The sequence below is a fragment of the Pedobacter faecalis genome (assembly GCF_030182585.1).
Lineage (GTDB): Bacteria > Bacteroidota > Bacteroidia > Sphingobacteriales > Sphingobacteriaceae > Pedobacter > Pedobacter faecalis.
This window is the reverse complement of record NZ_JARXOW010000003.1, coordinates 38,927-48,357: the sequence shown is the minus strand read 5'-3', so window position 1 is coordinate 48,357 and position 9,431 is coordinate 38,927. Positions and strand designations below refer to the sequence as shown.

The 9,431-nt window shown below is 44.8% G+C and carries 23 protein-coding genes and 2 tRNA genes; 20 read left to right on the top strand and 5 right to left on the bottom strand.

The genetic code is table 11. The features are described 5' to 3' along the window. Positions 1–129: 129 nt before the first annotated feature. The 9 genes from QEP07_RS15920 to QEP07_RS15880 all read left to right on the top strand — a co-directional run bounded on the left by QEP07_RS15920 (position 130) and on the right by QEP07_RS15880 (position 3,156). Positions 130–202 (top strand) — tRNA-Met (locus QEP07_RS15920). 126 nt (positions 203–328) lie between these two features. Next, positions 329–400 (top strand) — tRNA-OTHER (locus QEP07_RS15915). A 554-nt stretch (positions 401–954) separates the two neighbouring features. Then, positions 955–1,179 (top strand): hypothetical protein, encoded by a 225-nt coding sequence (locus QEP07_RS15910; RefSeq protein ID WP_285011256.1) that lies wholly within the window; start codon positions 955–957, stop codon positions 1,177–1,179. A 68-nt stretch (positions 1,180–1,247) separates the two neighbouring features. Then, positions 1,248–1,520, top strand: coding sequence for a hypothetical protein (locus QEP07_RS15905; RefSeq protein ID WP_285011254.1), 273 nt, complete (start codon positions 1,248–1,250; stop codon positions 1,518–1,520). 4 nt (positions 1,521–1,524) lie between these two features. Further along, positions 1,525–1,725, top strand: coding sequence for a hypothetical protein (locus QEP07_RS15900; RefSeq protein WP_285011252.1), 201 nt, complete (start codon positions 1,525–1,527; stop codon positions 1,723–1,725). A 42-nt stretch (positions 1,726–1,767) separates the two neighbouring features. Further along, positions 1,768–2,037, top strand: coding sequence for a hypothetical protein (locus QEP07_RS15895; protein ID WP_285011250.1), 270 nt, complete (start codon positions 1,768–1,770; stop codon positions 2,035–2,037). Continuing rightward, on the top strand, positions 2,034–2,618 hold the full coding sequence (locus tag QEP07_RS15890; RefSeq protein WP_285011248.1) for a hypothetical protein: 585 nt from the start codon (positions 2,034–2,036) through the stop codon (positions 2,616–2,618). Before QEP07_RS15895 ends, QEP07_RS15890 begins: the two co-directional genes overlap by 4 nt. A 26-nt stretch (positions 2,619–2,644) precedes the next feature. Beyond that, on the top strand, positions 2,645–2,800 hold the full coding sequence (locus QEP07_RS15885) for a hypothetical protein (protein WP_285011246.1): 156 nt from the start codon (positions 2,645–2,647) through the stop codon (positions 2,798–2,800). Positions 2,801–2,871: 71 nt separating this feature from the next. Then, positions 2,872–3,156, top strand: coding sequence for a hypothetical protein (locus tag QEP07_RS15880; RefSeq protein WP_285011244.1), 285 nt, complete (start codon positions 2,872–2,874; stop codon positions 3,154–3,156). 23 nt (positions 3,157–3,179) lie between these two features. Here the strand turns inward: QEP07_RS15880 and QEP07_RS15875 are convergent, their stop codons facing one another. Further along, positions 3,180–3,392, bottom strand: a complete 213-nt coding sequence (locus QEP07_RS15875) for a hypothetical protein (protein ID WP_285011242.1) — start codon at positions 3,390–3,392, stop codon at positions 3,180–3,182. 124 nt (positions 3,393–3,516) lie between these two features. Here QEP07_RS15875 and QEP07_RS15870 point away from each other — a divergent pair, with 124 nt between their 5' ends. From QEP07_RS15870 to QEP07_RS15830, 10 genes are all read left to right on the top strand, one after another. After that, positions 3,517–3,981 (top strand): hypothetical protein, encoded by a 465-nt coding sequence (locus QEP07_RS15870; protein WP_285011240.1) that lies wholly within the window; start codon positions 3,517–3,519, stop codon positions 3,979–3,981. A 116-nt stretch (positions 3,982–4,097) separates the two neighbouring features. Further along, positions 4,098–4,331: a hypothetical protein gene (locus QEP07_RS15865; protein WP_285011238.1), complete on the top strand. Its 234-nt coding sequence runs from the start codon at positions 4,098–4,100 to the stop codon at positions 4,329–4,331. Next, positions 4,328–4,717: a hypothetical protein gene (locus QEP07_RS15860; protein WP_285011235.1), complete on the top strand. Its 390-nt coding sequence runs from the start codon at positions 4,328–4,330 to the stop codon at positions 4,715–4,717. Before QEP07_RS15865 ends, QEP07_RS15860 begins: the two co-directional genes overlap by 4 nt. Beyond that, entirely contained in the window at positions 4,714–4,956 is a 243-nt protein-coding gene (locus QEP07_RS15855) for a hypothetical protein (protein ID WP_285011232.1), read from the top strand. The genes QEP07_RS15860 and QEP07_RS15855 overlap by 4 nt, the downstream gene beginning before the upstream one ends. Beyond that, positions 4,953–5,183 carry a DUF551 domain-containing protein gene (locus QEP07_RS16570; RefSeq protein ID WP_350223385.1) on the top strand — a complete coding sequence of 77 codons (231 nt, stop codon included), beginning with the start codon at positions 4,953–4,955 and terminating at the stop codon, positions 5,181–5,183. The genes QEP07_RS15855 and QEP07_RS16570 overlap by 4 nt, the downstream gene beginning before the upstream one ends. Further along, positions 5,176–5,592: a YoqU family phage-derived protein gene (locus QEP07_RS15850; protein WP_285011230.1), complete on the top strand. Its 417-nt coding sequence runs from the start codon at positions 5,176–5,178 to the stop codon at positions 5,590–5,592. The genes QEP07_RS16570 and QEP07_RS15850 overlap by 8 nt, the downstream gene beginning before the upstream one ends. Positions 5,593–5,638: 46 nt before the next feature. Then, positions 5,639–6,055 (top strand): hypothetical protein, encoded by a 417-nt coding sequence (locus QEP07_RS15845; protein ID WP_285011228.1) that lies wholly within the window; start codon positions 5,639–5,641, stop codon positions 6,053–6,055. Positions 6,056–6,109: 54 nt separating this feature from the next. Beyond that, the gene (locus QEP07_RS15840; protein WP_285011226.1) at positions 6,110–6,556 is read left to right on the top strand and encodes a helix-turn-helix domain-containing protein; all 447 of its coding nucleotides are present in this window, start codon (positions 6,110–6,112) and stop codon (positions 6,554–6,556) included. Then, entirely contained in the window at positions 6,553–7,014 is a 462-nt protein-coding gene (locus tag QEP07_RS15835) for a hypothetical protein (RefSeq protein WP_285011224.1), read from the top strand. Before QEP07_RS15840 ends, QEP07_RS15835 begins: the two co-directional genes overlap by 4 nt. Before the next feature lie 130 nt (positions 7,015–7,144). Next, on the top strand, positions 7,145–7,333 hold the full coding sequence (locus tag QEP07_RS15830) for a hypothetical protein (protein ID WP_285011222.1): 189 nt from the start codon (positions 7,145–7,147) through the stop codon (positions 7,331–7,333). 179 nt (positions 7,334–7,512) lie between these two features. Here the strand turns inward: QEP07_RS15830 and QEP07_RS15825 are convergent, their stop codons facing one another. Next, positions 7,513–7,848 (bottom strand): hypothetical protein, encoded by a 336-nt coding sequence (locus tag QEP07_RS15825; protein WP_285011220.1) that lies wholly within the window; start codon positions 7,846–7,848, stop codon positions 7,513–7,515. Between the two features lie 77 nt (positions 7,849–7,925). Between QEP07_RS15825 and QEP07_RS15820 the strand changes: the two genes are divergently transcribed. Then, positions 7,926–8,141, top strand: a complete 216-nt coding sequence (locus QEP07_RS15820) for a DUF6965 family protein (protein ID WP_285011219.1) — start codon at positions 7,926–7,928, stop codon at positions 8,139–8,141. On the opposite strand, the gene QEP07_RS15815 is transcribed toward QEP07_RS15820, so the two are convergent. From QEP07_RS15815 to QEP07_RS15805, 3 genes are read right to left on the bottom strand one after another with little or no spacing between them, the layout of a single operon-like run. Then, on the bottom strand, positions 8,119–8,334 hold the full coding sequence (locus QEP07_RS15815; RefSeq protein ID WP_285011217.1) for a hypothetical protein: 216 nt from the start codon (positions 8,332–8,334) through the stop codon (positions 8,119–8,121). The two genes, QEP07_RS15820 and QEP07_RS15815, sit on opposite strands and share 23 nt — an antisense overlap. Continuing rightward, positions 8,315–9,022, bottom strand: coding sequence for an SOS response-associated peptidase (locus QEP07_RS15810; protein ID WP_285011215.1), 708 nt, complete (start codon positions 9,020–9,022; stop codon positions 8,315–8,317). The genes QEP07_RS15815 and QEP07_RS15810 overlap by 20 nt, the downstream gene beginning before the upstream one ends. Positions 9,023–9,057: 35 nt before the next feature. Then, positions 9,058–9,342, bottom strand: a complete 285-nt coding sequence (locus QEP07_RS15805) for a hypothetical protein (protein ID WP_285011214.1) — start codon at positions 9,340–9,342, stop codon at positions 9,058–9,060. Between the last annotated feature and the right edge of the window lie 89 nt (positions 9,343–9,431).

The following is a 9,431-nucleotide window of genomic DNA, read 5'->3' as shown; positions in this document are numbered from 1 at the left end:
TGTGAATAAAAAGTATATTGCTATATTTGTCTTGTCACCGGATAGTGAGTATGTGCTTAACAAAGAAGGGAATGATGTTAGAGATAGCATCATTCTTTTTTGTACATCATTCGGGTGGCAAGCAAACATTGTGGGGTGGAGCAGTTGGTAGCTCGCTTGGCTCATAACCAAGAGGTCGCACGTTCAAGTCGTGTCCCCGCAACGCAGAAAGCCAACGTTTAAAGCGTCGAACGGAGTTGATCTATTAAGTAGAAAAAACTTGCAAATAGGCACCATGCTGAAAGATGCATGACATACGCAATGGTTGACAGCCCGGAAAGACGGGCGCGGAGAATTAGCTCAGTAGGTTAGAGCGGTGGTTTTATCCATCAGGTCGCCGGTTCGATCCCGGCATTCTCTACAGGAAAAAGGCTATGCATCAAGATACCTAGGGACGGTATCGCATAGCCCCACCATTCAAGCCCTGCCAGCGGGTATCCGCGACGTGCAGGCAAAGCATCCCCGGCATGGGGTCTATTGTGAAAGCCCTTTGGGCACTTGTTATCCGCATGATGCGGAGGTTATGTTTGGTAAGGGCGAAACGCCCGGGAATAGTTGAGTTGAATAGCGTGAGGAGTGGTTACCTCACGCTTGTTTTATTGCCGGCTCATTTTGGGCGGCGTGGATTGTAACTAATTGCCGAGAGGCGTATGTAATATGAAAAGATTAATGGTTATGATTTTGGCTGTTGGGCTGTTGTCCAGCTGTCAGAGAGGTTGTCAACGAATGGAAAGAGGCTTCCAGACAACCGAAAGAAATTACGAAGTTGAAATGTACAGTGGAGGAGAAGTTGTTTTTCGCGACTCATTCAGAGGCATTGTCAATGAAAGCAAGGAGTCTGATGGCGTCTTCTACTTCAAAGGAGATAGCCTGATCGAAGTTAGTGGCGATTATATTATTAAATCTAGGTAACCCATGCTAACCCTACTCGCAACCCTGTGGTTCGCTGCCTGGCTCTGGCTGCTTCACGAATACCTGACAGCGCCAATACTTGACGATAACACCGGCCAGTTTATACCTGCGCCACGCAGACCAACGCCCCACAAGCCAGACCGCAATTGGTGGGTGCACGTAGTGCTGTGGATAGCAGTCGCAGTAATGGCATGGATAACTAAAGAATACATTAACACGCTGCATTAGCTACAAATCACCCGTAATGGGTATGCTATAGCAGCACAGACCGGCTCCGGATGGGCTATATATACAATATGCAAGAAAAGACACTACAGCAACAGGACAAAGAATCCACGGCTGACAAATTAACTAAAAAAGGATGCCTGCGTAATTATACCACAGAAGAAACGAGGGTGCACAATAAAAGAATTGCCAAAACAGGCCACATATTTTTAGTAGTCAAGGCTAACGGGAAGGGGTTTAAATGTTCCAACCATATCCAGGTGCCCTTAGGATTAACCGAAGATCAGAAAAATGATGTATATGAGGCCTTATATGCGCAATTACAAACCAGATACGCAGTTTAAAATTATGAACCAATTACAACAATTACAGCGCGAAGTACGCACATTGAAAGAAGACTTGCAGGATGCCATTACACTGGCAAGCAAGTACAAGCCTCACATGGGGCTAATTGATCAGGAGGAACTGGCAAGGGTCGGAGCGAAGGTGACGGGTGCCTCCTATAACGCTAAGGATTGGGATTTGACAGATAAGAATGGGGAGCAGTAGATCGTGAGCACATACAGTATACACGGCATTAGCATGGTTGTAATGCGCCACATCTCAGAGGAAGAGAGAGCGGTAGTTGCCCAACTAACGGAGATGCCTGTTATTGACCTTCAAAAACCAGTACTCATCAACATGGAAGGCTACTTGAATTACGGCATAGGAACCTGGCTTGGCCAGCCTGAATACGGTGTGTCTATAAGGCTTAAAAGGCTGCCCAGGAAAGTCAAGAAGCTGCGTAAAAAGCAAGGCCTGTATAAGGGCAGGCAGATAAATATAGATCGTGCAACAATTAAAGTGAATGTGGATTTATGATAACATCAATCAAAAAAGGCGATCAGTTCGTGTGTGTTGATACAACCGGATTTGGCAAAGATGTTTTTGCCATAGGACAAGTTTACCATGCCATTAGTGATACCGCCATTACGTGTGAAAACGGCTCATGCGGAGGCTGGGATCTGAATAACATCAACCAACACTTCATCCCGTACACCTATGGCGCCGTTTGGGAACAATACAAGGCAGCAAAGACGATGGAAGATGCTGAACCTTATGCTAACCTGCTGAGGGAATTTGAAAAATCTATGCCACGATCAACTTCAGGTGGTGGCAACTATAAAGCGCCATTGCTGGAGAGGGCTGTAGACCGCACAGAAAACGAAGTGATCAGAGGCGTCAAGCTTCCAGAATACTACGACAACAGCAAAGGCAGCCTGTACAAGGTCGCACAAGATCGTGGATGGAACTCATACCAGTTTGATGCCGTTAAACGCATTGACAGGGCTTTAAAGAAAGGCCAGTTTAAGCAGGATATCGAAAAGACGATTGCCTTGCTGAAATTGTGGCTGGAGGAGGCTGGATTCGACGCTGACGCTGAGAGGAGGCAGGACGTATGATCTGCGCAATAATATTTGGATTCGCCATGATCGCCCTGTACGCACTGCTATACGTAGTCGCAGGCGCTGCATATCAGAAAGTCCAGGACGACTATATAGCGGCTGAAGCAGAGTGGTTACGTGAGTACTCAGAGAGCCTAAAGTCCGACACGCTACCGGCTAGAAAGGAACAAAAGCCATGAAACAGCCATTAAGCGAAGCGAAGGTGTATCGCATATTAAAGTCAGTTCACACAATGGGTGTGTTGGCAGAGATGATAAAAATCGAGTACCAAACGGATCTCGTTGATACGAAATTCAAGCAGCCCTCAGTGAACAATCATGCCGGACGCATCAAGCAATCCGCTGATCAGATCGGGCTTGACCTGGCATTTGCTTTTAAAGTCACAGATAGGGAGGAGTTGACCTATGAGCATGCCGTTGAACTGCATCGGCTTCTATCGCATTTCATAGCGCTAGGTGTGGACCGGACACGGGAGTTTATGGATGCGGTGGATAGCGCTAGCGGGACTAGCGATGGGACACTTATAGAACATTAGCTCTATAAAAGGAAAATATAGAATTACTCGACAGTAAGGTTATTAATCGTTATGGACAATTCTTTGAGAATGGTTAACGCCTTTTCAGCGTCTTTTTTTGTGAAAGGACGGCCGTCAGTTCCTTTTAGTTTGCGATTGAGATATGTATCAGCGCTCACGTTTGTAGGGTACATCTTTTTGGCTATTGAAGCAAGCTTTATATCGTCGGTAGCAAGTAGGAATTCTTTAACTGTCATGCTGCAAACATATAAAAATAAATGTGAAATAAAAAATGTACAAAATATTTGTAAATGTGAAACAAACGTTGTACATTTGAACTGTCAAAGGCACTAAAGCCGGAGATTAAATAATAATAATATAATGGGAAGAGAAATCAGAAGAGTTCCTGAAGGTTGGGAACATCCAAAAGAAAACGGGAGGTATATTCCAATGTTTGACACGTTTTACCTGGATGCATTAAACGATTGGTTAAAAGAGCACAACGCTTGGCAGTTGGGAACACACGCCGACCTCATAGGTAATCCGGATCGTAAGATTGAGTATCCTTTTTACGCTATGTGGGGAGGAAATCCTCCTGATGTAGAGTCTTATCACACTCGGTTATATTCACATGATGAGTTGACCCATATTCAATTATACGAAAGCACTTCTGAGGGGACGCCATTAAGTCCAGTATTTCATAAGGATGACTTTGATAAGCTGTGCGAGTGGGCGGCAGCGAATGCCACAACTTTCGCTCATTTCAAAGCTTCAAAAGAAGATTGGATGAAGATGCTAGGAGACGGCATAGTCTATCATACACAAGGAAATGTGACATTCATGTAAACCATTGAACACCCCCAAGGCCTCGCTGACCACCACAGCGGGGTTTTGAGGTGCCGGCCACGTGTTCGGCATTATAGAACAACAATTCAATAAAATCTAATTATAGAAGAAACGTTATGAATACACAACCACACGATCCGGTTAATCCAGCGCCACACGTCAACCAGGATGGAACTGTTCAGTACGATGCGAATACCGGCTTGACCAAACGAGAAATATTCGCAGCTATGGCTATGCAAGGGATACTGTCCGATCAGACGTATTTGCAACCCAATCAAAGCGAAGATATCGCCGAACGTGCGGTAACACTGGCCGACGCTTTAATTAAAGCATTAAACGAGAAGCCATGATAAACCCAAGAGAACTCCGACTAGGCAACCTGGTACAGACTGAAGACGGCTCCGAAATGGAAGTGGTACAGGTGAGGGAAGACGGCGCGAGATGTAAATATACCAGGAACGACACCCTCTCGGCACACGTTTCAATCGTTCAAGCGGTAAACTTGTTTGGCATCCCTCTCACCCAAGAATGGCTGGTAAGGTTTGGGTTTACCTATACAAAGGGCGAAGATCCATGGATAAAAATTTGGTCTTTCAACTACTTCAAAGTTTATACACATCAAACAGGTTATTGCCATTTATATCATCTAGGAGGGGACATCCAATACGTACACCAGCTTCAGAACCTTCACCAATCATTGACAGGCCAGGAACTAACACTAAACGATAAGTCATGAACTACACATTAGACTACTTCATTGAGAAGTTTGAAGCGATACCTGAAGATAAGTGGACTACTAACGAGTTTGCGGACGAGCAAGGAAGATGTTGTGCATTTGGACATTGCGGCATGAGGCAAGGGCTTTTTTCAGATGAAGGTGAAGCATTGTTCGAAATGGTTCCCGACGGTATTCCAGATATAAACGATAATAGAGGAGGGTGGTACGACAAATATGGCTCAACACCTAAACAATGAAATGGATATCAATAAAAGAGAAACTCCCTGAACCAAATGTAAAGGTACGTCTGTCCTACGGGTTATTTGGAACCAGAGCGGCAGTGTGCGATAGTTGGGTAACTACAGGGTGGCTGACGAAATCAGGCGTTTGGAGCATTAAGCACGTTCATGGCGTTACTTTAGATTCAAAACCTACTCATTGGAAACCAATCCCCCAACCCCCTAAAGAGAAAGACAATGGATAAGCAGCAGCGAATTGAAATCGTAAACGAAATCATGAGAGAAATCGCGTCCAGAGGACGTAGGTTTTTCCATTCAAAAGGAGAAAACGGAAAATCAGAAGCTCAAACAGAAGTGGCTTATCTGTTTATTCGAAACAACAAGATTTGGTATAAAGCCGAATGGGTATGGAAGCATAATCCGAGATATGATATTTGTCTATCAGTTCCTGAATACCGAAAGCCTAAAGGCTGGTTTCACGGCGACACTTTATTGGGACTTGTGAGAGACTTTAAAGATTTCATTCAGGGAGACGACAACGCCAACCATAATAACGGCTACGGCGGACTGTATTGTAGTCATTGGGGATATCCTAAAGAGGATATGGAAGCTATCCAACAATTAGCAATAAAGCTAGGCTACTTGAAGCCATAGGAGCCGACACTAACAAACAATGGGCGATAATTAAAATAGATTGAGTATGACTAACGAACAAGCAAGATTGGAAGTTATAAAAGCCGCATACGTTCCTAAACATGCTACAGAGGAAGAGTTTGCAGAAATGCTTCCTTTTATAGACACTAAAACAGGTTGGTTTCATTGCATTGAATATTCAAGAGCTACAGGGAAAACAGCAAAGTGGTATAAAGAATTTCTTCCTTATGAACTTAGGCATCTAAGCGACAATAACGGATGGATACGCATAGAGCCGGACGGAAGCAATTTGCCGGAAGTTGGTAGACACAAAGTCTGCAACATTGAAAGGTTAAACCTACTTCCTGAATCTGAATTGATGTTGGCTCAGACTTTCTCTTCTGACTCCGTAGGCGATCTTTTTGAAAAGAAAATAATCACCCACTACAAACCAATCACTGAAGAACCCAAACCAATTTATTAACCCCCTGTTCACGACATCAATGTCAGGAGCATATTAGAAAATAAACAGTAAGTGATGGAAAAGAAGAACGAATTTTATCAAGAAAAGGAGCATCAGACCAAATTTTATGAAAAGGTCGGTGGGCTCATTTACGAGGCGAGAAGGAACAAAGGTTATACTCAGGATCAACTTGCTTCTTTGATTAATATAAGCCGGGTGTCAATAGTCAACATTGAGAGTGGAAAGCAAAGGCTACCGTTACATGTGGTTAGTTTCCTGTCCGGACTACTGTCAATTTCCATTAACGACCTGGTGCCACCTTATACCCCTGCTCATTTGAGCACAACAACCCCTGAAACTACATCAAGGACTAGAATAGATAAGGCGAAAGTGACATTGAAATGTATGGATTGTTGCCATGAGTTCAAATATTCAGACCTAATAGTTATCAAAAAGCGTCAGAGGTGCCCCGAATGCGGAAGTGTGCATTATGCTATTTTAAATATGGAGGCCGAACAATGAAACTACTTAACACAGGCATAGCCGATCTGCTGGTTGTAGAGGTTCCTACTAACGCCACCGGATTTGAGATATTACCGGACAGGCTTTCGTTCGATTGCATGGAAGACGATATACGCATGCCGGATTACATTCCGCTCCCTTCCGGCTACAAGTATACCGTATTGGGCAGGGCGTTGGAGCTGACTGAGGAGCAAGTAAAACCACTGTTCAGATTTAAAGATGGATATGGTATGTGGGTTGAGTTGCCTCATCCTAATAATAGGACGGCTTATAAGTTCGGAAAGACTGCTTTTGTTGACTTTCTAAAAGCTAACGGTATATTGTTGGAGAATCCGTATCAGCATCCCATTTACTACGGCACTATGAGCGACGAGCTGTACACAAATATGGAGGCTCAATACGAAGAAGCCCAATCCAAAGTAAGCAACCCTTTAATACTTAAAGCAGAGAAGATATGAAAATCAGCACAACATTTGCGCTAGGCAAAAGATCAAAAAGTAATTACAGGCACTATCCACTACTTTACATCGGGCATGGCTCGGATGGTGGCATACTGACAATTTTAGGGTTTAGTATAATAGTGAAGTTATGACCCAAATCTACACCGACAACAGCAAAGTAATTGCCCAACTGCTGGCCACGATAAAACGGCTACAAGCCAAACTCGACCCCGAAAAATTCCGGGCGTTTGTCAATAGCACCATGCTATCCAAAGGGGATAAAGACCTGTTAATTGGAGTGTTTTATGATTATCTGAGGCAAAACAGTGATGAGTAACATGCAATACATCTACCACGGATCAAAAGACACCGACCCGGCATACCGAAAGCAGCCCTGCAAAGCAGTTCGCCGCCCGGACGGGAAATGCATACGGGGACGAAATTCAAATATGCTAGTTGAGTTCGCCGATGGCACGCAGGTCGTAATACTTGCGCGTTTGTTGAGGAAAATAAAGGCTACTTCCTCTTAACCGGCCTAAACTGATTTTCAAACTCCCACACCATTCTACGTGTGGCCTCGGCGTTAAGCTCCTCAATAATCTGACTCGTCAGCTTATCCGATGCGCCGGCATTGTTCACCCTGTCTTTCAGCTCCTGCTCCCAATCGTTAACGGCTTCCTGAGCTGAGGTTCCACACCCGAACACACCGGCTTGTGGATCAGGGCCAAGCAGGCAGCAATACTGATCACCTTCTTTAAATAGTACGGGATGTAATACTTCTGCCGCCGTTGGTAATTCAAAGTCGGGCTGAACGATTGCAGCCTTATCAATCTTCATATTTTTTATTGCCATAGCTATGGTGGCTGATATGCGAGCCGGACCAATAAAACACCTGGCCCGGCATCAAAGTTTTACTTACCTTCGCGGCCATGACAGCAGAAGAATACGAAGCAGCCTTTCACGGCATTGATCTACCAGAAACTTTACAGCTTGACAGCGGTGTATTTGTGCCGGATACCAGTGAGTTTATAGCTAAGTCAATCGATATCCTAAAGAGCAGATCTGCAGGTGCCCGTGTTGAGGAGGCTGTTAAATACAGGTTAGATCGGGCGTTGGAGATAATTACTTCTCAAAACGCTCAATAGCCTCACCAATTGCTTGAACCTCTTCCAGCGATACCAGGTCACCTGTTGACCATATAGGTTCCATTGTGTCACCGTCGATATCAGCGAATATGTTCGCATACTGTTCCCCGTTCCAAAAAATATTGAATGATCCATCTTCTTGGGGATAGACAGTGAGCACAGTTCCGTTTACTTTAATTATGAAGGGATCCATAGTTTACCTGTTCAAGTATGTGATCATCGTTGGAGTTGTCAGTTCCCCCCGCAATTGTATACGCCGCCATTTCTCTATCGTCGCAAGGTTGCATCAGTTCAATAACGCCGGATTTAGGCAGGTCAAGAGACATCCAGGCGTCAATGTTGCGCTTATCAATCATTAAAGGCTGGCGCTTTTTGGTGTTGTGGATATCGGCCATAAGGACGTTTGCGGCACCTGTGAGAATAGTGAATGTTGGCAATACGTCTCGGGTGGCAGGGTCAGTCCAAAAACTGTACAAACACATCAGATAGAAATACGGCTGTTCCTTTGGGTGGATGAAGTACGGAAACTTACTTTTTCCAACGTGCTTCCACTCAAAAAATCCAGTTACAGGTATGATGCACCGGCGCTTCATTATGCTATCCCTGAATGATGGCTTTTCAAACACCTCTTCACTAATGCAGTTGAGGGTCTGCCTTCTTAGCTTCACGGCAGACTCCCAATCCTTAACCCAATGAGGGATCAGGCCCCAGTTGTACATATTTATCGACCGCCCGTTATCTACTGACAGTACAGGCAGCTCAGGATGTGAAAACCCGTTTGCCCGGACAATCCCGGTAAACTGATCTGCACGTTCGAACGGCGCATGTAAGTCAGCGGCAAGTTGGCGGCCGGTAGTCTTTACAGAAGTGTAGTAGCACATAATATGCGTTTAGTCTGTGGTGTTAAAGTTTGAAGTTATAAAATATCCCCCGGTTCAACAATACCAGCCTCAACAAGCCGGTCCAAAACAGCATCGGCGTCGGAGGCTGCAAAATACTGTGTGTACTCCCGAAAAACAGACTTATCCGTCACCGGCCCCCAATGAACGCGCCAGCCGTTATCTGTATAAATCACATTGCCTAAAAAGTAGCCTTTCATGTAAATGTGAATATTAGGCTGACCGCCTCCAGTTCCCTGAAGGAAGTCTACCGTCTCGTTTACCGATCCGAAGGACGCTGTTATGCTGTGGTTGGGGATCATAAGTCAGCCGATTGAATAGCAATAACCGTTCCCGATTTACCAAGTGTGCTTAGTAAATCCGTTCACTTTAGCACGCGCGGGCATAGGGG

Coding starts and splice junctions, on each gene's coding strand:
- QEP07_RS15910 (WP_285011256.1), top strand. CDS start 955: ATGCTAACCCTACTCGCAACCCTGTGGTTCGCTGCCTGGCTCTGGCTG.
- QEP07_RS15905 (WP_285011254.1), top strand. CDS start 1,248: ATGCAAGAAAAGACACTACAGCAACAGGACAAAGAATCCACGGCTGAC.
- QEP07_RS15900 (WP_285011252.1), top strand. CDS start 1,525: ATGAACCAATTACAACAATTACAGCGCGAAGTACGCACATTGAAAGAA.
- QEP07_RS15895 (WP_285011250.1), top strand. CDS start 1,768: ATGCGCCACATCTCAGAGGAAGAGAGAGCGGTAGTTGCCCAACTAACG.
- QEP07_RS15890 (WP_285011248.1), top strand. CDS start 2,034: ATGATAACATCAATCAAAAAAGGCGATCAGTTCGTGTGTGTTGATACA.
- QEP07_RS15885 (WP_285011246.1), top strand. CDS start 2,645: ATGATCGCCCTGTACGCACTGCTATACGTAGTCGCAGGCGCTGCATAT.
- QEP07_RS15880 (WP_285011244.1), top strand. CDS start 2,872: ATGATAAAAATCGAGTACCAAACGGATCTCGTTGATACGAAATTCAAG.
- QEP07_RS15875 (WP_285011242.1), bottom strand. CDS start 3,392: ATGACAGTTAAAGAATTCCTACTTGCTACCGACGATATAAAGCTTGCT.
- QEP07_RS15870 (WP_285011240.1), top strand. CDS start 3,517: ATGGGAAGAGAAATCAGAAGAGTTCCTGAAGGTTGGGAACATCCAAAA.
- QEP07_RS15865 (WP_285011238.1), top strand. CDS start 4,098: ATGAATACACAACCACACGATCCGGTTAATCCAGCGCCACACGTCAAC.
- QEP07_RS15860 (WP_285011235.1), top strand. CDS start 4,328: ATGATAAACCCAAGAGAACTCCGACTAGGCAACCTGGTACAGACTGAA.
- QEP07_RS15855 (WP_285011232.1), top strand. CDS start 4,714: ATGAACTACACATTAGACTACTTCATTGAGAAGTTTGAAGCGATACCT.
- QEP07_RS16570 (WP_350223385.1), top strand. CDS start 4,953: ATGAAATGGATATCAATAAAAGAGAAACTCCCTGAACCAAATGTAAAG.
- QEP07_RS15850 (WP_285011230.1), top strand. CDS start 5,176: ATGGATAAGCAGCAGCGAATTGAAATCGTAAACGAAATCATGAGAGAA.
- QEP07_RS15845 (WP_285011228.1), top strand. CDS start 5,639: ATGACTAACGAACAAGCAAGATTGGAAGTTATAAAAGCCGCATACGTT.
- QEP07_RS15840 (WP_285011226.1), top strand. CDS start 6,110: ATGGAAAAGAAGAACGAATTTTATCAAGAAAAGGAGCATCAGACCAAA.
- QEP07_RS15835 (WP_285011224.1), top strand. CDS start 6,553: ATGAAACTACTTAACACAGGCATAGCCGATCTGCTGGTTGTAGAGGTT.
- QEP07_RS15830 (WP_285011222.1), top strand. CDS start 7,145: ATGACCCAAATCTACACCGACAACAGCAAAGTAATTGCCCAACTGCTG.
- QEP07_RS15825 (WP_285011220.1), bottom strand. CDS start 7,848: ATGGCAATAAAAAATATGAAGATTGATAAGGCTGCAATCGTTCAGCCC.
- QEP07_RS15820 (WP_285011219.1), top strand. CDS start 7,926: ATGACAGCAGAAGAATACGAAGCAGCCTTTCACGGCATTGATCTACCA.
- QEP07_RS15815 (WP_285011217.1), bottom strand. CDS start 8,334: ATGGATCCCTTCATAATTAAAGTAAACGGAACTGTGCTCACTGTCTAT.
- QEP07_RS15810 (WP_285011215.1), bottom strand. CDS start 9,022: ATGTGCTACTACACTTCTGTAAAGACTACCGGCCGCCAACTTGCCGCT.
- QEP07_RS15805 (WP_285011214.1), bottom strand. CDS start 9,342: ATGATCCCCAACCACAGCATAACAGCGTCCTTCGGATCGGTAAACGAG.